Source organism: Kocuria sp. UBA1838 (genome assembly GCF_002338785.1).
Lineage (GTDB): Bacteria > Actinomycetota > Actinomycetes > Actinomycetales > Micrococcaceae > Kocuria > Kocuria marina.
Genome location: NZ_DDIY01000016.1, coordinates 176,880 through 203,777, shown reverse-complemented (window position 1 = coordinate 203,777; position 26,898 = coordinate 176,880). Strand labels below are relative to the sequence as shown.

The 26,898-nt window shown below is 68.7% G+C and carries 24 protein-coding genes and 2 pseudogenes; 15 read left to right on the top strand and 11 right to left on the bottom strand.

Going from position 1 to position 26,898, the window contains the following annotated elements; genetic code table 11:
• The first annotated feature begins 279 nt into the window (after nt 1-279).
• Nucleotides 280-441: a hypothetical protein gene (locus B3I25_RS09105; RefSeq protein ID WP_164497787.1), complete on the top strand. Its 162-nt coding sequence runs from the start codon at nt 280-282 to the stop codon at nt 439-441.
• Nucleotides 442-534: 93 nt separating this feature from the next.
• Here the strand turns inward: B3I25_RS09105 and B3I25_RS09100 are convergent, their stop codons facing one another.
• The gene (locus B3I25_RS09100; protein ID WP_206478894.1) at nt 535-771 is read right to left on the bottom strand and encodes a hypothetical protein; all 237 of its coding nucleotides are present in this window, start codon (nt 769-771) and stop codon (nt 535-537) included.
• A 187-nt stretch (nt 772-958) separates the two neighbouring features.
• On the opposite strand from B3I25_RS09100, the gene B3I25_RS09095 reads away from it, so the two are divergent.
• The 3 genes from B3I25_RS09095 (at nt 959) to B3I25_RS12400 (ending at nt 3,969) form a co-directional block, all read left to right on the top strand.
• Nucleotides 959-1,909: an NAD(P)H-binding protein gene (locus tag B3I25_RS09095; protein WP_286738704.1), complete on the top strand. Its 951-nt coding sequence runs from the start codon at nt 959-961 to the stop codon at nt 1,907-1,909.
• Nucleotides 1,910-2,323, top strand: coding sequence for a hypothetical protein (locus B3I25_RS09090; RefSeq protein WP_286738703.1), 414 nt, complete (start codon nt 1,910-1,912; stop codon nt 2,321-2,323).
• 191 nt (nt 2,324-2,514) lie between these two features.
• Nucleotides 2,515-3,969, top strand: a complete 1,455-nt coding sequence (locus tag B3I25_RS12400) for a YeeE/YedE thiosulfate transporter family protein (RefSeq protein WP_349676535.1) — start codon at nt 2,515-2,517, stop codon at nt 3,967-3,969.
• A gap of 180 nt (nt 3,970-4,149) precedes the next feature.
• On the opposite strand, the gene B3I25_RS09075 is transcribed toward B3I25_RS12400, so the two are convergent.
• Complete coding sequence (locus tag B3I25_RS09075; protein ID WP_193519226.1) at nt 4,150-5,715, bottom strand: MFS transporter; 1,566 nt, start codon at nt 5,713-5,715, stop codon at nt 4,150-4,152.
• 144 nt (nt 5,716-5,859) lie between these two features.
• On the opposite strand from B3I25_RS09075, the gene B3I25_RS09070 reads away from it, so the two are divergent.
• From B3I25_RS09070 to B3I25_RS09060, 3 genes are read left to right on the top strand one after another with little or no spacing between them, the layout of a single operon-like run.
• Entirely contained in the window at nt 5,860-7,086 is a 1,227-nt protein-coding gene (locus B3I25_RS09070; protein WP_085106897.1) for an inorganic phosphate transporter, read from the top strand.
• On the top strand, nt 7,083-7,355 hold the full coding sequence (locus B3I25_RS09065; RefSeq protein ID WP_064845450.1) for a hypothetical protein: 273 nt from the start codon (nt 7,083-7,085) through the stop codon (nt 7,353-7,355). The genes B3I25_RS09070 and B3I25_RS09065 overlap by 4 nt, the downstream gene beginning before the upstream one ends.
• Nucleotides 7,355-7,915: a DUF3349 domain-containing protein gene (locus B3I25_RS09060; protein WP_286738715.1), complete on the top strand. Its 561-nt coding sequence runs from the start codon at nt 7,355-7,357 to the stop codon at nt 7,913-7,915. The genes B3I25_RS09065 and B3I25_RS09060 overlap by 1 nt, the downstream gene beginning before the upstream one ends.
• A gap of 182 nt (nt 7,916-8,097) precedes the next feature.
• On the opposite strand, the gene B3I25_RS09055 is transcribed toward B3I25_RS09060, so the two are convergent.
• Together B3I25_RS09055 and B3I25_RS09050 are read right to left on the bottom strand one after the other, a co-directional pair.
• A complete protein-coding gene (locus tag B3I25_RS09055) occupies nt 8,098-10,671 on the bottom strand; it encodes a DEAD/DEAH box helicase (RefSeq protein WP_286738702.1) in 2,574 nt (857 codons plus the stop codon).
• 748 nt (nt 10,672-11,419) lie between these two features.
• On the bottom strand, nt 11,420-13,858 hold the full coding sequence (locus B3I25_RS09050; protein ID WP_098055560.1) for a DUF262 domain-containing protein: 2,439 nt from the start codon (nt 13,856-13,858) through the stop codon (nt 11,420-11,422).
• A 93-nt stretch (nt 13,859-13,951) separates the two neighbouring features.
• Here B3I25_RS09050 and B3I25_RS09045 point away from each other — a divergent pair, with 93 nt between their 5' ends.
• The gene (locus tag B3I25_RS09045) at nt 13,952-14,830 is read left to right on the top strand and encodes an alpha/beta fold hydrolase (protein WP_286738700.1); all 879 of its coding nucleotides are present in this window, start codon (nt 13,952-13,954) and stop codon (nt 14,828-14,830) included.
• Between the two features lie 123 nt (nt 14,831-14,953).
• Here B3I25_RS09045 and fmdA read toward each other — a convergent pair whose 3' ends face one another.
• From fmdA to B3I25_RS09030, 3 genes and pseudogenes are all read right to left on the bottom strand, one after another.
• Nucleotides 14,954-16,210, bottom strand: a complete 1,257-nt coding sequence (fmdA, locus tag B3I25_RS09040) for a formamidase (protein ID WP_206400085.1) — start codon at nt 16,208-16,210, stop codon at nt 14,954-14,956.
• A gap of 58 nt (nt 16,211-16,268) precedes the next feature.
• Nucleotides 16,269-16,562 carry an FmdB family zinc ribbon protein gene (locus B3I25_RS09035; RefSeq protein ID WP_064845445.1) on the bottom strand — a complete coding sequence of 98 codons (294 nt, stop codon included), beginning with the start codon at nt 16,560-16,562 and terminating at the stop codon, nt 16,269-16,271.
• A 226-nt stretch (nt 16,563-16,788) separates the two neighbouring features.
• Nucleotides 16,789-17,607, bottom strand: a pseudogene (locus tag B3I25_RS09030) (aromatic amino acid lyase); the annotation flags it as partial.
• A 45-nt stretch (nt 17,608-17,652) separates the two neighbouring features.
• Here B3I25_RS09030 and B3I25_RS09025 point away from each other — a divergent pair.
• Both B3I25_RS09025 and B3I25_RS09020 read left to right on the top strand, forming a co-directional pair.
• Nucleotides 17,653-17,802: a hypothetical protein gene (locus B3I25_RS09025; RefSeq protein WP_349676538.1), complete on the top strand. Its 150-nt coding sequence runs from the start codon at nt 17,653-17,655 to the stop codon at nt 17,800-17,802.
• Nucleotides 17,795-18,554: pseudogene (locus tag B3I25_RS09020) on the top strand (hypothetical protein). Before B3I25_RS09025 ends, B3I25_RS09020 begins: the two are co-directional and overlap by 8 nt.
• Nucleotides 18,555-18,664: 110 nt before the next feature.
• Here the strand turns inward: B3I25_RS09020 and B3I25_RS09015 are convergent.
• Nucleotides 18,665-19,411, bottom strand: a complete 747-nt coding sequence (locus B3I25_RS09015; protein ID WP_286738699.1) for a TetR/AcrR family transcriptional regulator — start codon at nt 19,409-19,411, stop codon at nt 18,665-18,667.
• Between the two features lie 89 nt (nt 19,412-19,500).
• Here B3I25_RS09015 and B3I25_RS09010 point away from each other — a divergent pair, with 89 nt between their 5' ends.
• Complete coding sequence (locus B3I25_RS09010) at nt 19,501-21,258, top strand: oleate hydratase (protein ID WP_286738698.1); 1,758 nt, start codon at nt 19,501-19,503, stop codon at nt 21,256-21,258.
• 47 nt (nt 21,259-21,305) lie between these two features.
• On the opposite strand, the gene B3I25_RS09005 is transcribed toward B3I25_RS09010, so the two are convergent.
• Complete coding sequence (locus B3I25_RS09005; protein ID WP_286738714.1) at nt 21,306-21,737, bottom strand: MarR family winged helix-turn-helix transcriptional regulator; 432 nt, start codon at nt 21,735-21,737, stop codon at nt 21,306-21,308.
• 220 nt (nt 21,738-21,957) lie between these two features.
• Here B3I25_RS09005 and B3I25_RS12395 point away from each other — a divergent pair, with 220 nt between their 5' ends.
• The gene (locus B3I25_RS12395) at nt 21,958-22,191 is read left to right on the top strand and encodes a hypothetical protein (RefSeq protein ID WP_349676534.1); all 234 of its coding nucleotides are present in this window, start codon (nt 21,958-21,960) and stop codon (nt 22,189-22,191) included.
• Nucleotides 22,192-22,280: 89 nt separating this feature from the next.
• A complete protein-coding gene (locus B3I25_RS12390; protein WP_305143065.1) occupies nt 22,281-22,478 on the top strand; it encodes a hypothetical protein in 198 nt (65 codons plus the stop codon).
• 159 nt (nt 22,479-22,637) lie between these two features.
• On the opposite strand, the gene B3I25_RS08995 is transcribed toward B3I25_RS12390, so the two are convergent.
• Nucleotides 22,638-23,771, bottom strand: a complete 1,134-nt coding sequence (locus B3I25_RS08995; RefSeq protein ID WP_286738697.1) for a 3,4-dioxygenase subunit beta — start codon at nt 23,769-23,771, stop codon at nt 22,638-22,640.
• A 228-nt stretch (nt 23,772-23,999) separates the two neighbouring features.
• On the bottom strand, nt 24,000-24,134 hold the full coding sequence (locus B3I25_RS08990; protein WP_286738696.1) for a hypothetical protein: 135 nt from the start codon (nt 24,132-24,134) through the stop codon (nt 24,000-24,002).
• A gap of 124 nt (nt 24,135-24,258) precedes the next feature.
• Between B3I25_RS08990 and B3I25_RS08985 the strand changes: the two genes are divergently transcribed.
• A complete protein-coding gene (locus B3I25_RS08985; RefSeq protein ID WP_286738695.1) occupies nt 24,259-25,584 on the top strand; it encodes a cryptochrome/photolyase family protein in 1,326 nt (441 codons plus the stop codon).
• Nucleotides 25,585-25,615: 31 nt separating this feature from the next.
• Entirely contained in the window at nt 25,616-26,380 is a 765-nt protein-coding gene (locus tag B3I25_RS08980) for an SDR family oxidoreductase (protein ID WP_286738694.1), read from the top strand.
• Nucleotides 26,381-26,898 lie beyond the last annotated feature (518 nt).

Below are 26,898 nucleotides of genomic sequence, written 5' to 3'. Positions count from 1 at the left end.
GACATCACTCTCACGGACATCGCTGGGGCGTCGGAGGTGTTCGTGACCAACGCCCTGCGGGGTGCCCGACCCGTGGGGGAGATCCACGGTGTGGGTGCGTGGGCCCCTGGGCCCGTGACGGCGTGGGTGCAGCGCGCGCTCGCGGACGCCCCGTGACGAACGGGCGGCATCGCCCCCATTGACACGACCCGGTGAGGTGAGGATGCTCGGGGCACGGCGCCGTCGTCCGGGCCGCGGAGCTCGGGGCGGCGCACCACGCAACCGCGAAGGAGCGCAGCCATGGGCAAGAACCCGCAGGACGAGAACACCGAGTCGGTCAGCCAGGTGGACACCGACGAGCAGCGACAGAAGGCCGCCGAGCAGGCGAACACCCAGGAGCAGCAGGAGTTCTTCGAGGAGCAGGCCGGCACGGAGGAGCAGTCCCAGGGCTACGGGCACTGAGCACCGCACCGGGCAGCCGCTGACAGGCGAACCGCCCCGCACCACGAAGGTGCGGGGCGGTTCTTCTGCGCCGAGTGGCTGCGGGGTCGGTGGCTACTTCTTCGTGTTCTCGAGGGTCTGCTCGTACTGGGCGAGAGCCAGGCCCACGCTCATGAAGGTGGGCGCCCAGTGGCCCACGAAGATGCCCCAGCGGTCCGACTGGGCCTTGGAGTCGTCGCTCTTGAGGCGCGAGATTCCCCACGACACGAAGGACAGGGCGATCGAGCCCATGCCTGCGGTGTAGGCGTACTCGGAGCGGATACCGGCGTCGTGCAGGGTCTTCATGATCATGGTGTGATCTCCGTTCTGCTCTGCTGAGCAAGTGGTGGTGAAGCAGGGCTGGGTACCTCCACCGTAGATGCCGGGGGGCCAAATAATAAGGGGGGTGATGGATCGGGTTCTGCCCGGTCATGGCACCGTTCCTTTCCCTTACCGAGCCGGACCACGCGCCGTCGCGCGGACATGACAGGCTGGTGCCATGAATGATTCCGCTGCAACAGTGCTCCTGGCCGGCTGCGGGGACGTGGGGACCGCCCTGGGATTGCGCCTCGCCGAACGCGGAGTGCGCGCGGTGGGCGTGCGGCGCCGCGCGGACGCGCTGCCCGAGCCCATCGAGCCGGTCTCTCTGGACCTCACCGACCCGGGGGAGGCCGTCCTTCCCGCGGCCGACGCCGTGGTGGTCACCCTCACCGCCGATGGCCGCGACGCGACCGCCTACGAACGCACCTACCTGGGTGCGCTGCGCGGGTTGCACCTGGCCCTGCCGTCCGACGCCGCGCCGCGCGTGGTGCTCGTGTCCTCCACGGGCGTCCTGAGCGGCACCGACGGTGAGGTCGTCACCGAGGCCACCCCGCCCGACCCTCAGCGCGCCACCGCCCACGTGTTGCTCGCCGCGGAGGAGCTCGCCGCCGATCTCTTCCCGGACCTGGTCATCGTGCGCCCCGCGGGGATCTACGGGCCCGGCCGCACGTCCCTGATCGAGCGGGTCCGCACGGCCACGCCTGTCACCCACCGGCGCGTGACCAACAGGATCCACCGGGACGATCTCGTCACGGTCCTCTCCACCGTGCTCGACGCTCCCGAGCCGCCGCGGTTGCTGCACGCCGTGGATCATGACGCCGCTCAGCTGGGTGACGTCGTCACGCACCTCGCGGCACGGCTGGGTGTCGCGGTGCCCCCGGACAACTCACCCGTGGGAGAGGGGCCGCTCGGCAAGATCATCGACGGGGCGCTCGTGCACTCCCTGGTTCCTCGATCCCGGTGGCGCTACCCCACGTTCCGGGAGGGGTACGACGCACTGCTGGGAGCGTCGTCGCCGGAGGAGCGCGACGCCGACGCCGGGCGAGCCTCCGGCGATGCCGCCGAGTGTGACGCCGGGACCGGGCGGGGCGCGGCGTCGAACGCCACGACCGAATCGCGAGGCGCGTGAATGGCCGCGGAGACCCACTGGTTGCTTCCCATCAACCCGGCCGCTCACGGGCAGCACATGCCCGCCGACTGGCGCACCCGCCAGGACGCCACGGCGGTGTGGGAGGCGATCGGGCGCTCGCAGCCCGCGGATCGGTGGTGCCTGCGCACGGGCTACCGAACCATGACGGCGCGGGACACCATCTGGGCCTACCTGTCCCAGCGGCAGGAGCTGTGCGCCACGGGCGCCGTGCGGGAAGTCGTGCGGGAGGGCGATGAGTGGTTCGTGCTCGTGGACTGGGACGTGGAGCGGACCGCGCAGCTGTGCCGGACCCCGATCCCGCGGGAGGTTTTCAAGCAGGTGCCCATGTCCGTGAGTCGGGCGGGGGAGGGTGCCGTCGGGGCGCTGCGGGCGGTATCGCGCCGGACAACGTGACGCAATGTCGCTAATACCTCACGAGTAGGTACTTCGGGTCGTTTCCGGGAAGTGTGACACTTTGTGACGACAACCTGGACGTTGCCCCCGGTGAGGAGTTGAGTATACGGAGTCTTTTTCGGTCCCTCATCTCATCGTCCCTTCCTCCGAACGCGCCCTCTTTCCGGTGCGCGGGAAACTGGTACTCACCTATGATCCTTACCGGACTTGTTATCGGCGCGCCGCTGGGCATCGTCATGCAGCGCGGCCGCTTCTGCGTCACCGGCATGCTGCGGGACATCTTCCTGCAGAAGTCGTGGCGGACCTTCGCCGCGCTGCTCGTGGTGATCTCCGTGCACGCTATTGGTCTCACCGCCCTGACCTCCGCCGGCGTCATCTCCCCCGACTACCCTTCCTTCGCGCCCCTCGCGGTGATCGTGGGCGGATTCATGTTCGGCATCGGCATCATCCTGGCCGGCGGGTGCGCCTCCGGCACGTGGTACCGCTCCGGCGAGGGCCTCGTGGGCTCGTGGATCGCGCTGGCCATGTACGCACTGTCCGCGTCCGCCATGAAGACCGGCGTGCTCAAGGGCTTCAACTCCGGCATGAAGCAGTGGGACACCGGGCTCACCACCATCCCCAGTGCCCTGGGCGTCTCCCCGTGGCTGTTCGTGATCGTCCTGGCAGCGGTCACCGGTGTGATGGTGCGCCACTTCCTCAACCGCGAGAAGAACACCGTGAAGCCCGCACGGCTGAACGGCCGTCCCGCATGGAAGAAGCCCCTGCACGTCTACACTGCCGGCGCGCTCGTGGGTCTGCTCGGCGTCATCGCGTGGCCGCTGTCCGCCGCGACCGGCCGCAACGACGGTCTGGGCATCACCACCCCCACCGCCAACCTGCTGAACTTCCTGGTCACCGGAGCGGACGGGAAGCTGGACTGGGGTGTGATGCTCGTGCTCGGCATCCTGGTGGGCTCGTTCATCGCCGCCAAGTCCACGGGTGAGTTCCGCGTGCGCGTGCCGGACGCCACCACCACGGTGCGCTCCATCGCGGGCGGCCTGCTCATGGGTGTGGGCGCGGCCCTGGCCGGTGGCTGCACAGTGGGCAACGGCATGGTCCAGACCAGCCTGTTCACGTTCCAGGGCTGGGTCGCGCTGCTGTTCATCGCCCTGGGCGTGGCCGTGGCCACCAGGATCTGGCTCAAGCCCACCGTTACGCAGCCCGCCACCGGCGAAGACGGCACCTACTCCACTGCTCAGAGCCTGGACCACACGGTGGGCGCCACCGCACCGGACGACAACTCGATCGACGCCGCTCCCACCGCGGGGGCTCCCCGCACCTCGGGTGCGAACGTGTTCTCGGGCTTCGCTGCGGCACCCGCCGCGCTCATGGTCAAGGACCCGGCAGGTGCACCATCGAAGAAGCTCACAGGCCTGGGGGACGGCTACTATGCCCTGGACTCGCTCGGTGCCGTGTGCCCGTTCCCGTTGATCGAGGCCAAGGATGTCATGCAGACCCTTCAGACCGGTGAGCACCTGGTGATCGACTTCGACTGCACCCAGGCCACCGAGGCCATTCCGCAGTGGGCGGCCACGGACGGCCACGAGGTCACCGACTTCGTGGAGAAGGGCGACGCCAGCTGGCAGATCACCCTCAAGAAGGGCTGATCCACTCAGAGCCCCCGCTCACGACACCGCCGCGCCACCTCTGCGTTCCATGGACCCCGCCCGCCGGGGGCCGAGGCAGGGAGGGCGCGGCGGCGTCGTCGTACCACCGGAACAGTGCGGAGCGTGGGCCCACCGGGGGGGGCGAGCACTCCGGAGGTGCCGTGGTGTGCGCGCCGTGACTCAGGCGCGAGAGTCCTTCCGGGCGCGGTGGCGCATGTCCCGCAGGGCCACGGCCAGGGCGACGAGCACCACGAGCACCACAACGCCCAGTCCCGCCGCGATGCCCACGGACCAGCCCTGGCCGGCGATCACTCCGTACGCCACCGCGGTGATCATGGCGATGCCCACGGCGGTGCCCACGCGCTGGCCGGTTTGCATCACGCCACCGGCGCTGCCCGCGTACTCGAGTGGCACCTCCGCGAGCGTGAGTGTCTGGTTGGGGCTCACCACGGCGCCCTGGCCGAAACCCACGAAGCCCAGGGTGAGCACGAGCCACCACTCGCTGATGTGCCAAGAGTCGTGCAGCAGGATCACCGCCATGCTCAGCAGCAGGCCCACAACCACGCTGAGCATGCCGAGCACCACGATCTTGCGGCCCATCCGGTTCACGCGGCTGCCGGCCAGGTTGGAGGCCACCGCGCTCGCGAAGGCATTGAGCAGGCCCACGCAACCGGCGGCCAGCGCGGTGTGGCCGAGCCCCTTCTGCATGTAGAGGGTGACAAGCACCCACACGCTCGTGATGCCCAGGAAATACAGCGAGATCAGCAGGGTGCCGTTGAGGAAACTGCTGACCCTGAAAATGTCCAGGTCCACCATGGGCTGGTGCCCAGAGGCCTTGAAGTGCTTCTCCCACGCGATCCACAGGGCCAGGAACATGGCGGCGACCGCGAGCAGGGCCCACACCCACGGGCTCGTGCCGGGGGAGCCGGCCTCGATGAACGGGAGCAGGGTGGCGAGCAGCGCGATGCCCAGGAGCACCGCACCCGTGGGGTCCATCTCCCGCAGGGCGTGGCGGATGGTGGTGCCCTCGGGCCTGCGCAGCAGCGGGCGGGGGAACCAGAGGAACGCGAGCACGAGCGCGACGACGCCCACGGGGACGTTCACCATGAACAGCCACCGCCAGCCCTCGGCCGCGCCGCCCGTCTGGATCAGCAGACCTCCCAGGACGGGGCCGATGGCCACGGAGACACCCACTGCGCTGCCCAGCATTCCGAACGCCTTCCCGCGCTCTGCGCCCTTGAAGTACTGCTGGATCATGGCCACGCCCTGCGGGTTGAGCAGCCCAGAGCCCACACCCTGCACGAAGCGGGCCACGATCAGCATGGTGGGATCCGGTGCCAGGCCCGCGGCGATCGAGGACAGCGTGAAGATGGCCACCCCGAGCATCCACAGGAACCCACGCCCGAACACGTCCCCGGCGCGGCCGCCCGCCACCAGGACCACACCGAAGGTCAGCGCGTAGCCGGAGAGGATCCACTGCAGCTGGGACTCGGAGGCGCCCAGTCCCTCCTGGATGGAGGGCAGCCCCACGTTGATGATGCTCACGGCCACCAGGGACATGAAGATGGCCACGAGCAGCACGGCCAGGATCCGCCACCGCCGCGGATCCGTGCCGTGGGCGTAGCCCCGGTGGGTCTGCGGATCCGGGCGCGGGCTGAGGATGGGCAGCTCGCCGGTTCCCGTGGCCGGGGAGCGTTCGTGCCAGGTCTCGCCGGGGTCCGGATCACGGTGGGGGTCAGAGGTCATGAACGCATTATGGGCCCGGTCTCAGACGCGCTGGGCGATGTTTCCCTGCGGCGGATCGTGCCGGACGCATGCACCCCGGTGCTGTCCCAGTGCCGTCCCGGGGGCGGTTTTGGTGCGCGGGACAGGGGGCGTCATCCTGGAGGCATGACAGTTGAACTGGTGATCCTGGGCCTGGTGGTCGTGACCGCACTGGCTTTCGACTTCACCAACGGATTCCACGACACCGGCAACGCCATGGCAACATCCATCGCCACCGGTGCGCTCTCACCCAGGACGGCGGTTGCACTGTCCGCGGTGTTGAACCTGGTGGGGGCGTTCCTCTCCGTGGAGGTGGCCACCACGGTGACCAAGGACGTCCTGCTCATCCAGACCTCGGACGGCGGACTGGTTCACGGCCTGGACCCCACTCTCGCGCTGGTGCTGATCTTCTCCGGACTCATCGGCGGCATCCTCTGGAACCTGGCCACCTGGCTGTTCGGTCTGCCCTCCAGCTCGTCGCACGCGCTGTTCGGCGGGCTGATCGGCGCCGGCCTGGCCTCGCTCGGCGTCGCCGGGGTCAACTGGTCCGGTGTGGTCCAGAAAATCCTCGTCCCCGCCGCCCTCGCCCCGTTCATCGCTGGGTGCGTGGCCGCGGTGGGAACGGCGCTCGTCTACCTCATCAGCCGCGCCGCCTCGAACCGCCACAAGGACCGCGGCTTCCGCTGGGGACAGGTGGGAACAGCGTCGATGGTGTCTCTCGCGCACGGCACGGGTGACGCGCAGAAGACCATGGGCGTGATTGCCCTCGCGCTGATCGCCCACGGGAACCTGAGCGTCCAGGGGATCGAGGACAACGGGCTGCCGCCGTGGATCATCGTCACGTGCGCCGTGGCCATCGCGCTCGGCACCTACCTGGGCGGCTGGCGCGTGATCCGCACCCTGGGCAAGGGACTCGTGGAGATCGAACCGCCGCAGGGCATGGCCGCGGAGGCTTCCTCGGCCGCGATCATCCTCACCTCCAGCCACTTCGGCATGGCGCTGTCGACGACGCACGTGGCCACCGGATCCATCCTCGGTTCGGGCGTCGGCAAGCCCGGGGCACGGGTGCGCTGGGGCGTGGCCGGGCGCATGGTGGTGGGCTGGCTGCTCACCCTCCCCGCCGCGGCCGTGGTGGGTGCGGTGTGCTTCATCATCGCCCGGGCCGTGGGCGGGTTGCCGGGAGCCGTGGTGATCTTCCTGCTCTTGGCGGCGGCGTCCGCGGTGATCTTCCTGCGCTCCCGGCACCAGAAGGTGGACCGGCACAACGTCAATGCCGAGTGGGACGAGAACACCCACTCCGTGGCCCCCGGTGACCCGGACCGGGCCGACACCCAGGAGGTGGCTCGCTCATGATCGCCCAGATGGCGAAATCTGCCCTCGCCGTGCTGCTGGCCGGGCTCTGCTTCGGCGCCGGACTGCCCGCGCTGTTCACGGTGGGCATCGCCCTGTGGAGCCGCGCCACCCTGCCGCCGGGCCCGGACGGCACGGCGCGCAGGAACGCCGTGGCGCTCGCGGGCGCCGTGCTGTGCTTTGCCATCGTGCTCGCCGCCGTGGTGATCGGGGTCCTGTGGATCACCCGGAAGAGCTTGGACCACTACCTAGGGATCTCGGTGTTCGGGTGATGACCTTCGATGCGGCGCTGGAGCACCTCCGAGCCGCCTATCCCCAGGGTGTCCCCGAGGACGCGCGCCCCGTTCTGGCGGAGCTGCTCGTGCGCACGGTGGGCTCCCGCCGCGCGGAGCGCCTCCTGGAGGCCCTCGAGCTCCCCAGCCATGACACGCTCGTGGCCGCCTCCGCGTCCGCGGAGCAGCTCGCCGACGTCGCCGCCACCCTCGCGCGCGCCGGCTGGCCCCTCGCCGGGCCGGGGCCGGATGCCCCCGTCCGGCAGCCGGGCTACGTGGCCCGCGCCATGAACTGGCTGCGCGCGGACTACCCCCACGGCGTGCCCGCGCAGGACTACCTCCCGGTCCTGGCGGTGCTGCGCCCGCAGCTCAACGACGAGGACATGGCCGCAATTGCCGAGCAGCTCGCAACGGACGCCCGCACTGAGGGCACCTCCCTCTCCGAGGCGGACGCCCGCGCTGCGATCCACCGGGCCACGGAGGACGAGCCCAAGCCGGAGGAGATGGAGCGCATCCGCGCGATGCTCGCGGCCCACGGGTGGCCGTTCGAGGGGGAGTAGGGGCGGCTCCGCGGGTGGGGGCCGAGCCGGACTGCGGAGGGCGGGTTCTACCCTGCGGCGGTGCCCCGCAACGGGGGCCCGACGCGGCAGGGGAAGTTCTGCCACCGACAGCGCGCCTTTCGGTGGCAGAAGCTCTCCTCGGACGCGGTGGCCTTGGCCCTCCTCCGGGACCGTTCAGATGATCACTTCAGGGCATCGGGCAGGTCCGAGAAGTATCGGTGACCGGACCACTCCGAACGGTCACCAATGACGTACAGCCGGCGCCTGGCGCGACTGGCCGCGACGTTCACCAGATTCACGGTTGACGCCGCCCAGGCCTTGGCCCCCGGGCTTGCGGGATCTCCTCCCAGAACCAGGATGACGACATCCGCCTCTCGGCCCTGAGCCGTGTGGATCGTGCCCGCCTGCAGACCGGGATACTTCTTGCGGTCCACGAGCTGCCGCAGATGGTTCGATACATCACGGAACGGGGATATGGCAATCACTCGTGACGGGTCCACGCCCTTCTCGTCCAGATACTCAAGCGCCTTCTCCAGCCGCTTGACCTGCCCCATCTGCAGGTGTGTTCCGGGGGTGGTCGCGGGCTCATCCGCCCAGTAGCTCCACGCGACTGCCGGCCCCGTCCCCGTGTCCTCGAAGGGGTCGACGGCTGCGTCCTTGACGCGGGGCTTTGGAACCCCGTTCACCATGATCCCGTTGTAGGCAATGCGGTTGCACAGGGAGAACATGGGGTCGTCGCAGCGCCGGTGCACCTTCAGCGGCGCACTGACCCACACGTCCTGCTCGCCCTGCGGAAGAACGGTGCCGTAGGGAGAGATTCGGTCGGCAAGGGTCTGAACGGAGGCGCGGGGCGGTATCCACGTCGCAGAGACGCCGTACGCTGCAGCGATGTCTCGCCGCGATTTCGGGGGAATCGTGACCACCGGCTGCAGCTGCAGGGGATCGCCGACCGCGAGAACGCGCTGTGCGCGCCAGATGGCTCCCACCGCGAACCGGGGACATGCCTGTCCTGCCTCGTCGATGAGGAGCCACCCGAATGCTTCGGGGCCTACGTCACCGAACATTCGTCCCAGCGACGCAAAGGTTGATGACACCAGCGGCACCACCAGGAAGAACAGCTGCCATGCGGCGCGCAGTTTCTCCCGCTCCAGTTTCCGCGGGTGGTCTCCCGCCACCACTTCGCAAGCTGCTCTCAGTCCCTGTCTCATGGTGGTGGAAGTGGCGGCCATGAAGTCCTGGTGCAGCTCCAGGGCAGCGAGGAAGAGATCGGAACGCGCCTTGCTGAGATCGTGGTCGAGCCACGGGGCGTGCAACTCCCGGTCCTCGACGGACGCGTGGGCATCCGGGTGGTGCTTGCCGTATCTCGTGCGGTCCTGGGCGCACTGGGCCTCGAGGGAACGCCTGCGCGACGTCTTCATTGCCAGATCCCGTTCAGCTGTCTCCGCCTCCTGCCGGACACTGGCCAGATGGCGCTGGACGCGGTCGATTTCGGCCGCGTGGGACGCGGACCGTTGCCGGGCGGTCTCCAGTGCCATGCTCAGCGGGCTCAGGTGCGTTCGCCACTCACGTGGCGCGGCGCCCAGGGTGAAGATGGTTTCCAGGATGCCTGGCTTCTCGCCCATGTGCTGCTGGTAGGCGGCGGCCGCGGTGTCCAGCTCGTTCTGCAGGTCACCGGCTCTCAGGACCTGCGCGCGATGGATCTCGCGCGCCCGGCCTTCTTCCGCCCGGAGAGTGCGCAGATGTTCTTCCCGGCGGGCGATCTTACGCACCAGTAACTGGACTTCTTCCCGTCGTCCTTCAGCGACCTGGCGTTGCCCCATCAGGTTCTCCACGCGCTCCAGCGCACGCTGGAACACTGCTTGGGCTTCTCCCCAGGTGCGCTTCGGCCGGGTGCCCTCGGCCCAGTGCTTGAGAATGGTGTCGAGACCCCCCCTCTCCACCCGGGGCGAGGTCCTCCCGCCGCTGTGGGACGGAGCGCCGTCGGACCCGGTGGATCGGTCCCGCGACGCTTTTTCGTCGAACCAGAGAGCGCTCTGGAAAGCCATGCGGTTGGACTTCTTGCCCAGTCTGGCTGCCACCAGTCCCCAGCCTGGAGTGTCCGCCTCGTCGGCTGCTGATTTTCCGGCGGCCGCCCGCAGAGTCGCCGTCGCAATGTCCTTGAAGTAGTCGGCAGACTTCTCCCACGGCGAAGAAATCGCATCCGCAGAAGGGATTTCGACCGCCACGTTCTCCACAGCGGCGTTGTTCGCCGATGCCACGACCATCTCGAACCCCGTGAGCTCGGGAATGAGCTGCGGCACCGATCTGCTGTACCCGGACGCCGACGTCCAGCGGTGCATTGATCCGGTGAAGGCACGGGACGGATCGTCGAGAGCTGCGAGTCGGCGGGCTCGTTCCACCACGTTGCCCGCCAGCACATCCCGCAGCATCGTGGTCTTGCCGGTGCCCGGCGGGCCGTTGACGCCCATGACGCCGAGGTTCTGGCGCAGGTCGTTGAGGGCGCGGTTCACCGCGAACTGCTGGCTCAGGGCAAGCGGGTGCTCGGGGTTCGAAGGCCAGCGGCCCAAGGGCAGCTGGTCCACACGGGTCCGGGTATCGACTGCCTCGGGGTGCTGGATGACGTCCACTCGTCCGGCGGACGTCTCCTTCCCGTCCTCGGTCAGGTACTCCAGTAGGGCGGTTCCGCTCCGTCCCGCTCCCGCTGCCTGCCGTACGGTGCCCAGATCCTGCAGGTAGAAGCTGTTGAGGAAGTCCATGTCGCTGACGCTGTCGTGCGGGCGTACGGCGACCACTCGACTTTCGATGACGATCTGGTGGGTGGCGAGATCCTCGCGGCCCTGGACGCCGGCGCCGGCGTGTGCGGCCCGCAGAATGTCGTTCAGATACGCCTCGCCCAGCCGGGGAACCTCGTGCGAGCTCTCCTGCTCCAGACGACGGCCCCCCCAGCTCGTCGAGGGCTTCCACGAAGGATTCCTGCGCCGCCTCAAAACCGGACATCCACGACGGATCCCGCGGGCCCGGGTGGAGGAGGCGGCCCACCGCCCAGAGACAGGACGAGAGCGTGGCGGTGTCCCCGATCAGCTTTCCGTCGTGGCCCACCAGAACCCCCGCGCAGGCGCTCCGACCGCCGGGGCGCTCGTCATAGGCATCCGGATCGTCCGCGAACACCCAGTGCATGACCTCGTAGGTGTTCTCCACCTTGTAAACACCGAGATAGACCGTATGCCGCCACTCCCGCGGGGTATTTCCCATGGGTCGAGGCTCGGGCAGTGAATCCCACGGGAGGGGCGCATCGGATGTCCAGGCCACGACCTGCCGGTCCTCGGGCTGTGTTGACCGGGGCGTCAGTTTGGGGAGCGGCTGCGGACTGAACAGCTCCAGCATCCACCAGTAGTCCAGAATGCGCTGCTGCGCGGGACTCATCTGAGACATCGCCATTTCCCCATCCTGCCTCAGCCGGTGGCCACTTCTGGGGTGCGCCTCGGAAGGAGACGGTCCGAGATCTCAGGTGCTGGGACTCGTTTCCCGCAGGCGCCCCACCCACAGGGACAGGGTGCCCTCCACGGCTGCCTCGGCCAGGGCATCCGGATCCACGTGCTCCGTCTCGTCCACCTTGGAGGAGATGAGGGCAATGGTTTCCTCCGCAGTCGCGGCGGCGCGTCGTTCCGGATCGGCGCAGAACTTCCGCACGCTGGTCCCCAGGGTCTTGAGTGGCTGCTCGTCCCGAAACGGCTGGAAGGACTGCATGAACTCCTCCACCGTTTCCTGCACCAGGGGGTCGTCCGTGGCCATGCCCTCGAGCTCAACGAGGCGGGGCAGGAACTTCACGATTTCCAGGTAGGGGAAGTTCTCGCCCTCGGCAGTTTCTGCGGTTTCCTGTCCCCGCTCCGCGGTCTCGTCCGAACGCAGGGTGATGATCAGCTCTTCGGGGTCCAGCTCCAGGTGGGAAAAAACCCTGCGCATCAGGGAGACCTTTGTCCAGGTGCTCGACGATGCGTTCCAGCCGATGCTGTCGTCCAGGCGGTACACGCCGTTCTCGTCCGGGTCGTAGGCCGCGCCCACGCGGAACCAGTCGGAGGTCCGGGCCCACTGGAGGAACTCGTCCCGGTGCTCAACCAGAAGGATCGTGAATACCCGGGCCGTCAGGTCCCGCCAGTTGGCCACCGTGGCGTGGTGCTCGTTCCACGTGAAGGACACAGCAGCCCTGCCCGTGAAGTTGGTGTCCGTTCCCAGTGCTTCCGTGGGCAGCTGCGGTCGGGCCGGTTCGAAGTCGCTCTCGGGATAGATCCAGTAGGTGAGCGCATCTGCGCAGAGACGGCGGGTCCGTGCCGCCAGCTGGTCCTCGCCCCAGTGTTCGGCGCTGCGCATCTCCAGGTTCAACCGGAACGGGGACTCCATGAATCCGTGCTTCATGGTGCGTTTCGTGGAGTACGAAGAGTTCGAGTAGGAGGAGTTGTACCCGGTCACGGTCAGGTTGCCGAGCCGGTTCAACCACTGCTCGTGGATGCGCTGGGCCTCATCACCCAGTTCGTCGTGCCATGCCTGCGTGAGCGTCTGCGGCATGACGTGCTCAATGGTGAGAGACCCGTCCTCAATGCCGTTGGCGATGTCTCTGGTGTCGTTGGAATCCAGGTTCTCCAAGCACTCGAACAGGTACTTCCGACGCTCGCCCTTGAAGTTGTACAGGTTCTTCACCTCAAGACTGCTGATGAACTCAGCGTCATCGGGGAAGGCTCCGGAGCCGGAGCGCTTCCGCAGCGAGTACCCCAGGACTTCGGCGAAGGAACGGTTTTCGGGGCGGATGCGCTTCACGTCCCTGTAGACCGTGGCAAACACCTTGTTCAGCGCATTCGTCGGAACTTCTGCAATGTAGCGACGGAAAATATACGACTCCACGGTGCGGATGCACTCGGCAAGATCGAGGTCCGTGATCTCGCCGGTCTCCCGCGACTCGAAGAGGGGCATGAGCAGGGGGAGCACGACATCGGTCTTCAAGAGGTTGAGCCGGCGAAGACGCAGGTCGATCTTTGAGCTTCCGGTGGTGGCGGTGCGGATCTGGCGGTAGTAGGTGGAGTACTTCCGGACCCCGTCCAGCAGCTCAGCGCCTCGAAGCCCCGTCTCGGTGATGTACTTCTTGAAGGACTCGTAAACCTGGTCCTGGCGGGGGATGCGCGAGGTGCGAGTCACCAGGTACCAGCGCAGGAATGCCCCGGTGTCATAGCCGACGTTGACCTCAATACGGTTCCAGTAGTCGGTGTAGACGCGTTCCTGCTCGTGGACGTCCAGGCCCATCAGAACCAGGTTCCGCACCTTGTCCGCTTCGCTCAGCGCCAGCCCCGTGGAGTTGAGCGATTCGAAGATGCGCTGTGCATCGTCGTGCTGCTCCAGGTCCAGATGCATGACCTCGAGGCGCTCTACCGCGGCCCACAGGTCGTCCCCATCGATGGGCAGTCGGGGGATCTGATCCTTGAAGAAACGGTAGTTGGCGGTCACCGAGGACGTGTCGATGTGATCCGAGTCAGACCTGAACAGCAAGGCGTAGGCGTCCGCATCATGCTTGACGGGCTTGAGCTTGAACCGGGGTGTGTCCTGCTGCTCGTTGAGCAGCAGGAAGCTGGTGCGAATCCTGTGGGCGAGTCCTGGATCGCGCGACTCGAGGGTGCCCTCGTCCAGGAGGTCCGCAAGGGCCAGCATGAGCAGACTGACCGTGGTGAGTCGTTGCTGACCGTCGATCACCACCCACCGCCATGAACCCTCCGGCTGGCCCACCACGGCCCCGAAGAAATGCTTGGGCCGGCCTTGCTGGATGACGTTGACGAGGTCTTCCAGCAGCTGCTGGCACTGTTTCAGCCCCCAGTCGTAGTTGCGCTGGTACACGGGGATCACCAGCTGCCGCTCCTGCATCCCGTACACCTTGAGAACTTCAGTCACCTGTCCGCGCATGGGGCAAGTTTACGAGTCGCGGGAGCAGGCGCTTGGGGCGCCTCCCAGGGGCCTGAAGCGCCCGACGGTCCCCGGGGCGCGCACAATGGCCCCATGTTTGAGAACTTCGAGACCCACCGCATCCCGGTCCCCGGGGCCACCATCCACGTGAGGACCGGCGGGCGGGGCGAGCCGCTCCTGCTGCTGCACGGCTTCCCGCAGACCCACGCCATGTGGCACCGCCTGGGTCCGGCCCTCGCGCGGGGCCATCGCGTGGTCGTTGCGGACCTGCGCGGCTACGGTGACTCCACGGCGTGCAGTGAGGACTTCAGCTTCCGGGCCATGGCCGCGGACATGGTGGCCATGATGCGTCACCTGGGCCACGAGTCCTTCCACGTGGTAGCCCACGACCGCGGCGCCCGCACCGCCCACCGCATGACCTTGGACTTCCCGGACGCCGTGCGCTCCGTGGCGCTGCTGGACATCCTCCCCACCCCCACCGTGTGGGAGCTCATGGACGACTGGCTGGCCACTCGGTACTACCACTGGCTGTTCCTGGCCCAGCCGGCCCCCATGCCGCAGCGGCTCATCAGCGCCGAGCCCCTCACCTTTCTCCACGCGGCCCTGGAAGGACTGGGTGGCACTCCCGGTTCCCTGGACACGTTCCACCCCGAGGCGCTCGCCGCCTACGAGGCCGCCGCCCAGAACCCGTCGGTGGTGGCCGCGTGGTGCGCGGACTACGCCGCGGCCGCCGGGGTGGACCGGGAGCACGATGACGCCGACCGCGGCACCTCCCGCAACCTCCCCGCCCTGCTGCTCTGGGGCGGCGACGGCGTGGTGGGTGCCCAGACGGATCCGCTGGAGGCGTGGCGGCCGTGGCTGCCGCGGATCACCGGTCGGGCGGTTCCCACCGGGCACTTCATGGTGGAAGAGCGCCCGGACGAGGTGCTGGCGGAGATCCAGGAGCACCTGGTGGCCGCCGCATGGGATTGAGGGGACCACCCATGAAACATGCGAGTGCGCCTCCACCGGCGGGAAACCGCGGTTCCGTGGCGGAAGCGCACTCACCTGTGAGAGTCGTCCCAGCGGCGTCGTCCGCGAGGGCCCGTGTGGGGATCAGCCCGGGTTCATCGCCCGCGGCGCGCCCATGCCCGGATCCACCTGCGTGGGGCCGCTGGCAGAGGGGCGGATGTCCACGTCGAAGATCTCCGTGGGCAGGTACACCGTGGCGCACGAGTTGGGGATGTCCACCACCCCGGAGAAGCGACCTTCGATGGGGGCGGCGCCCAGCAGCAGGTACGCCTGCTCCTTGGACCAGCCGAACTTGGCGAGGTAGTCGATCGCGTGCAGGATCGCGCGCTGGTAGGACAGGTGGGAGTCCAGGTAGCGCTGCTCGCCGTCGAGCGTGACAGACGTGCCGGAGAACGCGAGCCACTCCGAGTACACCGGACCGTTGCGCCCGGGCATGAAGATGGCGTTCTCGCTCACGCCGTAGGTGTCCATGCCGCCCTTGATCACGTCCACGTGGATGTCGATGAACCCGCCCATCTCGATGCCGCCGCAGAACGTGATCTCACCGTCCCCCTGGGAGAAGTGCAGGTCCCCCATGGAGAGGTTCGCCCCGGACACGTACACCGGGTAGAACACGCGCGAGCCCTTGGTGAAGTTCTTGATGTCCTGGTTGCCGCCGTTCTCGCGCGGGGGAGCGGTGCGGGCGGCCTCGCCGGCCACGCGGTCGTAGTCCGCGCCGCTCAGCGAGCCGAGGATCGCCGAGTCTGGTTCCGGCGGCAGGGCGAGAGGGGGAACGCGCTGCGGATCGGTGGCGATCAGATCGCCCTCGCGCTTGTTCCACGTTTTCAGCAGCTCGGAGGACGGCGCGGTGCCCATGAGACCGGGGTGGACCATGCCCGTGAACTTCACGCCGGGGATGTGCCGGGACGTGCACTCGCCGCCCCGGAAGTCCCACACGGCCTTGTAGGCGTCCGGGAACTGGTCCACCAGGAAGCTGCCGCCGTTCTTCTGCGCGAAGATCCCCGTGTAGCCCCAGCCCTGACCGGCCAGCGGCCCCTCCTCCTGCGGGATGGGACCCACGTCCAGGATGTCCACGATCAGCAGGTCACCGGGCTCCGCGCCCTCGATCCGGAACGGCCCGGACAGTGCATGCACCCGGTTCAGGGGTGCGTCCCGGATGTCGTCCGCGGAGTCGTCGTTCTTGATGGCGCCGTCGAACCACTCGCGGCAGTCAATGCGGTAGCTCTCCCCGCGCTTGAGCGTGGCCACGGGCGGGATGTCCGGGTGCCAGCGGTTGTGGCCGGTCAGCTTCTGCTCGGTGAAGGGCTTGGTCGAGTCCAGCGGGAAAATCACTTCTGGCATGGTCCGTGACCTTTCTGGAGAGCCCCGCGGGCGGTTCCCGCGCGGCAGTGTGGGGAAGCTACGGCCGCGGCAGCTTCGCGTGCCGGGGGTCCCGGGTCACGGCCGGGGCCGCGCCGGGGGCGCCGGGCTGGCGGGGCAGGGATCGGACGACGTCTGGCGCGTCAGCCGTGCGGGCAGCGTCGTCAATCACGCGTGCCCGGGCAGAGTTCGCGCGGGACAGGCCCACAGCGGAGAACACGCGGCGGGCATCCGCGCCGCACGCCGGGCAGTCCTGGGAGCGCGGGACCTGCGCCATGGCGTGGTGGGCGTCGAACGGCCCGCAGGCCTCGCACCGGAACTCGTAGACGGGCATGGACGCTCCCTTCACGCGTGTGAGCCACAATACAACTCGCTCTGAAGAGGGGAAAGGGCCGGGCGTTCGGGGTGGGTGGCGCGACGCGCAGGGAGAGGTTCTGCCCCCGACAACGCGATATTCAAGGGCAGAACCTCCCCGCAAACGCGGCGTCCCTCACCCTACGTACTGGCTGTGCGCGGGGAGGCACGCGGGCGACGTCGTGCCCCGCCCCCGCGCGCTCCGGTCAGTTCAGCGGGCCCACCGCGGACTCGACCGTGCGCACCAGGCGCCCCGAAGCCACGTACTCCTCGGCGGCCTCGATCTCCGGCGCCATGAAACGGTCCTCACCGGGTGCGTCCACGCGGCCGTCCAGGTCCGCAATGACCGCCGACGCCGCCGCGCCCGGTTCCAGGGGCGCGCGCAGAGCGATCGCGCGGGCGGAGGAGAGCAGCTCGATGGCGAGCACGCGGCGCAGGTTCAACACGGCCTGACGTAGCTTGCGGGCGGCGTGCCAGCCCATGGACACGTGGTCCTCCTGCATGGCCGAACTGGGGATCGAGTCCACCGAGGCCGGCACCGCGAGGCGCTTCATGTCCGAGACAAGCCCGGCCTGGGTGTACTGGGCGATCATCATCCCGGAGTCCGTGCCCGGGTCCTCCGCGAGGAACGGGGGCAGGCCGTGGGAGCGGGCCGGGTCCGGCATGCGGTCCGTGCGGCGCTCGGACATGGAGGCCAGGTCCGCGATGGGGATGGCCATGAAGTCCAGCACGTACGCCACGGGCGCGCCGTGGAAGTTGCCGTTGGAGCTCACGGTGCCGTCGTCCAGCACCACGGGGATGTCCACGGCCGCGGCGAGCTCCTGCTGCGCGACGTTCAGGGCGTGCGCCACGATGCCGGAGCCTTCCAGCACCGTGAGCATGTTCGCAGCGGCATACTTCTGGCCCGGGTGGGGGGGGGGGCGCAACGGCTCGCGCAGCTCGGGGACGAACACGCCGTCGGGCCCGGTGGTGCGCCCTTCGCCCATGAGCGCGAGCGCGCAGTGGGCGAGGGGCGTGAGGTCATCCGGGAGATCTGTCGGCGCGTGGCCCGCAGCGAGAAGCTTGCGCTGATGGACATGGTCGAACTGCTACCGGCACTCGATGCGGACGGGCGCACCGCGCGCACCGCCGCTCGACTGATCACCACACTCGTCCACGACGCCATGACGGCACGGTGGGGCGCACTCAACGACGAGAACTCGAGAGAAGATCATGCGTAGGACCACCACCGTTCCACCCGTCGGGCGTTCCGATGGTGCGGGCGAGCGAGGCCCGGCCCTGTCCCGTGGGCTGACCATGCGCCACATCCAGTTCATCGCCCTGGGATCGGCGATCGGCACGGGACTGTTCTACGGTTTCGCGACGGCCATCCAGAAGGCCGGACCCGCGGTGATCCTCGCCCACCTCCTGGCGGGCGCGGCCGTGTACATGGTCATGCGAGCACTCGGTGAGATGGCGGTCCGTCACCCCGTGCCGGGTTCCTTCGGGCAGTACGCCGTTCGTTACCTGGGGCCCTTCGCCGGATTCGTGACGGGGTGGACGTTCGTCTTCGAGATGATCGTGGTGGCCATTTCCGCGATCAACGCCGACACCTCCGGTGCGGGCCGCATGCTCTTCGGCCTCGCGGAGAAGGGCCAGGCGCCCTGGGCCTTCACCGGTCTCCCGCAACGGCGTCCCGTGGCTCACCGTGGTGGTCATGGGCATCGCCCTGGGCATCGACGCGGTGCTCAACGCTGTGATCCCCGAGGACGTGTTCCTCATCAGCGCCTCGATCGCTACCTTCGCCACCGTGTGGGTGTGGCTCATGATCGTGCTGCTCGGCTGGTTCCCGGACACCCGCGTGGCGCTGATCGTGGGCGTCGTGTGGCTCGTGCTCCTGGGCGTGGGCTACGCGCTGTTCGTCCGGGGCGGCGGCCGCCACCGCCCGCCGCTGGACGACCACACCGCGCTGATCACCCTGCCCCGCAGCTGATCCCTGCGCTCCAAGAGCCCCGGCCCATCTGCGAGCCGGGGTCCTTCCACGCCCGTACGGCGACGCCGCACCGCCGGGTCCGCGCGCAACCTCGCCTTCCCGGGTACGGACTACCGGGCGGTCGCCGGGGAGGCGGGGGCAGCGGCATCGTGCGCGGGAGGAAGTGCACTGTCCACGCCCGCGGCCACGAGGGCGACGATCTCCCGCATTCGCTCGAGCACCAGGCGCAGCTCGGCGCGGCCCTGGCGGGCGCGGTTGAGCTCCGCGAGCCCGCTGGTCACGATCATCCGTGCGCCCACGTCCAGAGGCGTAGTGCCGGCGTGCGCGGCGGAGCGGCAGCCCGCGAGCATCCGCGCGATGTGGTTCTCGAGCTTCTCCACCAGCACCAGCACCTCGCGGCGGTGGGGGAGGTCCTCGCCGAAGAGAATCTCCCGCGCGATCCACACGGTGGTCTCCGGCCAGTGCACGGCCATGTCGAAGACCGGGGCGAGTGAGTCCATGATGGCGTCCACCACCGCAGCGGGGGAGCGGTGGCCGGGGTCGGGGGTGGCGTCCAGGGTGTCGTTGATGTGGTCCGCCCAGATGTTCTCGGTGACCATCATCAGCAGCTCCGCCTTGGTGGCGGCGTACTGGAACACGGTGCCCGCGGCCACGTCCGCGCGGGAGGCGACCTCGCTCATGGACATCTGCGCGTAGCCCTTCTCGCTCATGAGCGAGCGGGCGGCGGCCAGGATGCGGGCGCGTTTCTGCGCCTTGGCGATCTCGCGGCGCCCGGGGCCGCGCGGGCTCACGCGGGCGGCCACGTGTTCCAGGGGGCGTGCTCTGCGGCGGGGCGTCGGGTTCTGAATTTTCTCCACCAGATAATTGTATTGCACTCAAAATTGAGTATGCTCAATTATGAACGCAGGGAGCGCCAAGGTGACGCCCCCGCGGAAGGAGGAACGACATGCAGTTCACAGCAGGCAACTACGAGGCCTTCATGCGGCCCCGCCCGGCGGAGCACGCACAGGACACCCGCGCGTGGATCGTGGGATCCGGTCTCGCCGGACTCGCGGCGGCAGTGTTCTTGGTCCGGGACGCCGGCGTGCCCGGCGAGAACGTGACTGTGGTGGAGAAGGGCCGGCTGCCCGGCGGTGCCCTGGATGGGCTGGACGTGCCCGAGAAGGGGTTCGTGATCCGCGGCGGGCGTGAGCTCGAGAACCACATGGAGTGCCTGTGGGACATGATGCGCTCCGTGCCGTCCCTGGAGATCGAGGGCGCGTCCGTGCTGGACGAGTTCGCGTGGCTCAACCGGGACGACCCCAACTACTCCCTGCGCCGCGCCACCGTGAAGCAGGGCCAGGACGCGGGCCACAAGGGCAAGTTCGACCTCCCGCAGCGCGCCCAGAAGGACCTCCTGCACATCTTCCTGGCCACGCGTGAGGAGATGGAGGGCAAGCAGATCCAGGAAGTCATGAGCAAGGAGTTCCTGGCTTCCCCGTTCTGGATGTACTGGCGCACCATGTTCGCGTTCGAGGAGTGGCACTCCGCGCTGGAGTTCAAGCTCTACCTTCACCGCTTCGTGCACCACATCGGCGGACTGCCGGACTTCTCCGCGCTGAAGTTCACCAAGTACAACCAGTACGAGTCCTTCGTGCTGCCCCTGATCTCCTACCTCACCGAGCGCGGTGTCACCTTCCAGTACGACACCGATGTCCGCGACATCGACTTCGCCCACCGCAACGGCGAGATCCGTGCCACCGCGATCCACTGGGTGCGCGAGGGCTCCACCGAGACCCAGGAACTGGGTGAGCACGACCTCGTGTTCACCACCATCGGATCCCTCGTGGACAACTCGAACGACGGCGACCACGCCACGGCCGCCACGCTAGACCGCGGCCCCGCCTCGGCCTGGGACCTGTGGAAGCGGATCGCCGCCAAGGACCCGTCGTTCGGGCACCCCGAGGTGTTCTGCTCATCGATCGACGAGACCAAGTGGGAGTCCGCCACCGTCACCACCTTGGACGAGCGGATCCCCGAGTACATCCGCAAGATCGCGCAGCGGGACCCGTTCAGCGGCCGGGTGGTCACGGGCGGGATCGTCACGGCGGAGGACTCCTCATGGCTGCTCAGCTGGACCGTGAACCGCCAGCCGCACTTCAAGAAGCAGCCGAAGGACCAGGTCGTGGTGTGGGTCTACTCGCTGTTCGTGGACACTCCCGGTGACTTCGTGAAGAAGACCATGGCCGAGTGCACGGGCGAGGAGATCACCCAGGAGTGGCTCTACCACATGGGCGTTCCCGTGGAGGAGATCCCAGAGCTCGCGGCCACCGGCGCCAAGACGGTTCCCGTGATGATGCCGTACGTGACCAGCTTCTTCATGCCCCGCCACGCGGGGGACCGCCCCCGGGTGGTGCCCGAGGGTGCCCGCAACTTCGCGTTCATCGGCCAGTTCGCCGAGAGCGGCCGCGACTGCATCTTCACCACCGAGTACTCGGTGCGCACCGGCATGGAGGCCGTGTACCAGCTCATGGGCGTGGAGCGCGGAGTTCCCGAGACGTGGGGCAGCACCTACGACGTGCGCGTGCTGCTCGAGGGCCTCACCCGGCTGCGGGACGGCGAGAAGGTCCGGGTCCCCGGGCCGGAACCGCTGCGCAAGCGGCTGCGTCGTCGTCTGGAGAACGGCGAGGTGGGAGAGCTTCTCGAGGAGTACGGCGTGCTGTGATCCTCAGCGCGGGCTGAGCGACCCTGCACGGGTGCACCCGGAAGCCGTCACAGTACGTGGCACAGATTCTGGGCCAGCATGTGCAGGGTCTTCGTGTCCCTGGGGGACATGTCCAGCTCGTCCAGCAGCTGGCGCTGCATCCCCGCGGCCGGTTCCTGCAGGGCACGCCCGGCGTCCGTGAGAGAGATGACCACCGAGCGTTCGTCCTGCTCGCTGCGGCGGCGGGTCACGAAGCCCGCCGCCTCCAGGCGGCGCAGCAGCGGGGAGAGGGTGCCGCTGTCCAGGGCGAGGGTCTCGCCCAGCTGGCGGACCGAGCGGTGGTCCTGCTCCCATAGCACGAGCATCACCAGGTACTGCGGGTAGGTCAGCCCGATGGCCTTGAGAGGTTCACGGTACGCGCTGGTCACCTTGCGCGAGGCGGTGTACAGCGCGAAGCACAGCTGCGTGTCCAGGCGGAACTCGGGATCCATGCCCACCATGGTACGGGAGGCGCCCACCACGGCGGGGTTGTGGAACAACGAGGACACGTCGCGTATAGCTATGGCCCAGCTCACAGGGTGTCCTCATCCTTCCGCTCTGCCCTTCCCCCAACAGCACGGAGACCCTGGTGCCGGAGCATGACCACGACCGTACGTCCACGCCGGCCGGAGGATCCTCGGTGACCGCAGCCACCGCCGCGCTGGCTGCTCCGGTCTTCTGGTGGCACCGATGATGGCGGTCATGCTCACCGGTCAGCGGATCATGCTGATCATCACCCAGTGGCTGGTGTACCCGCTGACCCTGATCTTGCTGGGCGTGACCCTGCACCCGATTCCCACGTGGAACTTCAGTGCGTTCCGGGGTGTGCCCTCCGCCGGGGACTTCCTGATGTCCGTGTGGATGATCATCCTGGTGCTTACGTTCGCGTTCAACCACTCGCCGGCCATCTCCTAGTTGTCCGTGGCCATGAAGCACGAGTACGGGGACCGTGCGAGCGGGCCTCCGCGGCGGCGTTCATCTTCCTCACGGGTTGGATCGCGGCCGTGGCCACCCCGAGCATCCTGTCGCTGATCGAGTCCCTCGCCGGGCCCGTGATCGCCGTGATCCTGTACCTCATGCCGATGTACGCCATCCGCAGGCTCCCCCGGCTGGAGCCCTACCGCGGGAAGATCTCCAACGTGTTCGTCACGGTGGCCGGCATCGTGGCCGTGAGCGGGATCGTCTACGGGCTGCTGCCCTGAGTCCCCGCCCCGGCAGGCTCCCACGCCCGGGCGGCGACGCCTGACCCGTGGACGACGCCGCTCCACACGGCCCCGCGCCCCGGCGCACGGGTGCCGGGGAACCGGCGGTGCGGCGGCGTCGTCCACGGCGGGACCTGCGGGATCACTCGTTCGACGGAATTACTGGCCCGGGACGCCGCCGGGACCGCCCGCGCCGCCCGGTGCTGCGGCGGCCGTGGGCTCGGTGCTCGTGTCGATGGGGACGTCGATCGTCACCGTGTACCCCTTGGCCACGCTGCCCGAGACCTTCGGCATCTGCATGTCCACCCCGTCCGAGAAGACGTTGTCCGTCTCCAGGGTGACCTGGGACATGTTCGTGGCGGAGTCCGGGTAGCGGGAGTCCTTGTAGACCGTGTTGGCCATCTCCTCCGACAGCGCGATCTGCGAGGTCAGCACCGCGTTGGTGGCGTCCGTGATCGAGCCGATGTCCGGGAAGACCTCGAAGTGGATGTGCGGCCAGCGGCCCGCGTAGCAGCCCGGGACGATCGACGTGAAGGTGACCTTGCCGTCGTCGCCCACCACCTGGACGCCGCGCAGGTACGTCTCGTCCTCCACGCTCTCCGAGTACATGGAGTAGTTGCCGTCCGGGTCGCAGTGCCACACGTACACGGCCGCGCCCGTCATGGGACCGTTGTCCTTGACCATGTCCACGATGTTCATCGTCAGGGTCATGGCTACGCCGTCCACCGCGGCGCCGCCGTCGATGCTCGCGGTGATGTTACTGCGCTCCACCCCGGAGACGTCCAGCGCGTCCGCACCGTTGGAGCCGTCACCGGGGTAGGGCCCAGCGGTCTCCTGCGGCATCTCCTCGTCGTAGGTCTTGGAGGGCGATGGCGTGGCGCTCGCGGTCTCGGACGCCGATGCCGTCGCGGAGGCGGAACTGGACGAGCTCGACGTCGTGGTGCCCGTGCACGCCGCCAGTGCGAAGACGCTCGCGCCGGCCCCGAAGATGCCGAGCGCGCGGCGGCGGTCGATCAGCGTTCCGAGGTCGAAAGCGAGGCCCTGGTCCTCTACGTCCTCGTGGGGACGGTCCAGGACCCGTCCCTCGAACGTGCCGGCTGCGGTTGCGGGGAGGGCCCCGGAGGCGTCGTGACCCCCATCGCGGGGGTGGCCGGTGTCAGGGCCGCCGGTGTCGCGGTGCCCGGGGTGGTGGCGGCCCGCGTGGTCGCGGTCGGTGCTCTGCGACTGCATGGCGCAGGTCTCGGAGGTGGCCGGGTAGGTGCGGATGCCGCGGCGTCGACGGATCGGGTTCATTACATGCTCCTTCGGAAGGCGCTCAGTGGCGCGTCGAAACCCCGACGCTACGGAGCCGGGCTGGATCCACGGTCCGACCGGCCTGTGCTGTGCGTGGGGTGTGCTTGTGCCGGGGCTGTGGATTGACGGGGAGCAGGCTCCGGGCCCCGCGCAGTGCCGGACGGCCGGGGAGGCCGTGCGTGACGTCGTCCGCAATACCGGTGCGGACCGCGTGCCGTGGGACCGGCGCTACGGCGGGCTGTTGCCGTAGGCCCGACGCTCAGGGCGATCGTGGTGCGCAGCAGCCCCCAGGGCCGGCGCGGCCAGTGCCACGATCAGCCACACGGCGCCGCGGGGTGCGAGGGAGTCGGACGTGTTACGCACGGCGCCGATGCCACACAGGCCGGTGCCCGGTCCCTTCTCACCGGTGGATGTGCCAGGCTGACAGGTGTCCCTTGACCGGCCTGGAATCCGGCACGTCCCACGCACGTCCCATCGAGGAGTTCGCATGACCACCGTGGTGCTGTTCCGCGACGACCTGCGGGTCACCGACCACCCCGCCCTGCACGAGGCGGTGTCCCACGGTGAGCCTGTGGTGTGCCTCTACGTGCTGGACGAGGAATCCCCGGGCATCCGGCCCCTCGGGGGTGCAGCGAAGTGGTGGCTGCATCACTCCCTCACGTCGCTGGCGACGGATCTCGCCGCCCTGGGGACGCCCCTGACACTGCGGCGAGGGGCGGCGGGGGAGGTCGTGCGTGACGTCGTCCGCGAAACCGGTGCGGACCGTGTGCTGTGGAACCGGCGCTACGGCGGGCCCGAGCGCGCGGTGGACGCCGGGCTCAAGGACTGGGCCGGGGAGAACGGGGTGGAGGCGCACTCCTACGCCGGGAACCTGATGTTCGAACCGTGGGCCATCACCACGCAGGCCGGTGACCCCTACCGGGTGTTCACCCCGTTCTGGCGCGCGTGCACGAGCGGGCCGCCGCCGCGTGAACCGTATCCGGCGCCGTCGTCCGTGGTGCCCGCCGAGCCCACCCCTGCCTCCGACGCCCTCGAGGACTGGGGGCTCCTACCTACCGCGCCGGACTGGTCGGCAGGGCTGGCCCGCACGTGGACCGTGGGCGAGCGCGCGGCCCACGACCGCCTCGACGACTTCCTCGACGAGCGCCTGCCCACCTACACGCAGGACCGGGACGTCCCGGCAAAACCGGCGACGTCGGGCCTGTCTCCGCATCTGCGCTGGGGGGAGATCAGCCCGCACACCGTGTGGCACAGGGCGCTGTCCGGCGCGGAAAACCCGGGGAAGTTCCTCACCGAACTGGGATGGCGGGAGTACGCCTGGTACAACCTCTACATCCACCCGGACATGGCCACCCGCCCCATCAACCCCAAATTCGAGCGTTTCCCATGGCCTCCGCTGGACGACGACGCGCTCGCCGCGTGGCAGCGCGGGCGCACGGGGATCCCCCTGGTGGACGCGGGCATGCACGAACTATGGGAGACCGGGACCATGCAGAACCGGGTGCGCATGGTGACCGCGTCTCTATTGGCCAAGAACCTGCTGATCGACTGGCGGCTGGGGGAGCAGTGGTTCTGGGACACCCTCGTGGACGCGGACCCCGCCTCGAACCCTCACAACTGGCAGTGGGTGGCCGGTTCCGGGACCGACGCCGCGCCCTACTTCCGGATCTTCAACCCCGAGACCCAGCAGAAGAAGTTCGACCCGGACTTCGTGTACGTGGACCGCTGGAACGGGCGGCAGGAGGGCGTGGAATCCATCGTGGACCTCAAGGCTTCCCGCGCCCACGCCCTGGAGCTGTTCAAGACCCTGTGAACCTCGCACGCTCCACGCCTACGCTGGCCCCATGAAGATCGCCGTGCTGGGTGCCAGCGGGAGTTTTGGGTCCGACGTCGCCGACCTCCTCGAGGCCGACGGCCACATCGTGGTGCGGGCGAGCCGCCGCACGGGGGTGGACGTCGTGGCCGGTCGGGGGTTGTTGCAGGCCTTGGTGGGTGTGGACGTGGTCGTGGACGCTTTGCACATCAATACGTTCGGTGCCCGCAAGTCCGTCCCGTTCTTCACGCGGGCCGCGTCCCAGACCGTTAAGGCGGCGCGCGAGCAGGGCGTGGGCCGGATCGTGTGCCTGTCCATCGCGGGTGCCGTGGATCCGCGGGTCAACGGCGGTTTCGGCTACTACAAGGGCAAGGCCGCGCAGGAAAGCGTGTACCAGCAGGCGGGGATCCCCTCCACCACGGTGCGCTCGACCCAGTGGTTCGATTTCATTCCCGCAACCACCGGCCTGGTCGCCCGCGGCCCGGTGGCCCTGATGCCCACCCTTCTCATGGCGCCCGCGCGGCGCGAGGAGGTCGCACGGTTCGTCACCGAGGTCGCCACCGCCCATCGCGAGGCACGTCACGAGATCCTCGCGGTGCGCGGCCCGGAGGTGGACACCATGGCGAACTTCGCGCGCCGCATCCTCGCGGCCGGCGGTGACCTCGCGGGCCGCACGCCCAGTGTGCTGAAGGAAGCGCCGCTGCTCGGCCGGGCGATCGCCCACGGTGGCCTGATCCCACAGGACGCGTTCGTCACCTCGCAGCGCTTCGACGAGTGGTTGCAGACGGAGTACTGAGAGGCGGCACCGCAGCGGCCCGTCGTGTGACGGATCGATGTCGCGAGGACTGCTACCTCGCCGTCGTCAGCGCATGGTGCGTGGGCCTCTAGTGTGCTGGAGGTCAGTCGCGTTCGATCCCGAAGAAGCGGCGCAGCGCCTGCGTGCCCTCGTAGGTCACCGGCTCCCCGGGCCGCATGTAGGTGTCGGGCGTGAGGATGATGTCTGCGCCTCCGAAAACGGCCCCTGCGGAGACGTGGTAATCGTGGCCATCCGTACTGGTGAAGTCGAGATCAGACGGGAAGCCCTACAGGACCTCATCCATGTTCTTGCGTATCAGCTGCGCCCGCTGGGCGGTTCTATGTCCCGGAGCTGTAGGGCATTTCTTGCGCGTGTTCGCGATGACCTCCGCGAAGACGTCCTCCGTGCTGTGGACCTGGAACATTGCGGGGTTTTAAGGCGCAACAAGAAGAGCCAATCCATCAGGGTCTAGCTGAAGAGGACGTTGGCATCGACGAAAACTCTTTGCGTCATGGTCC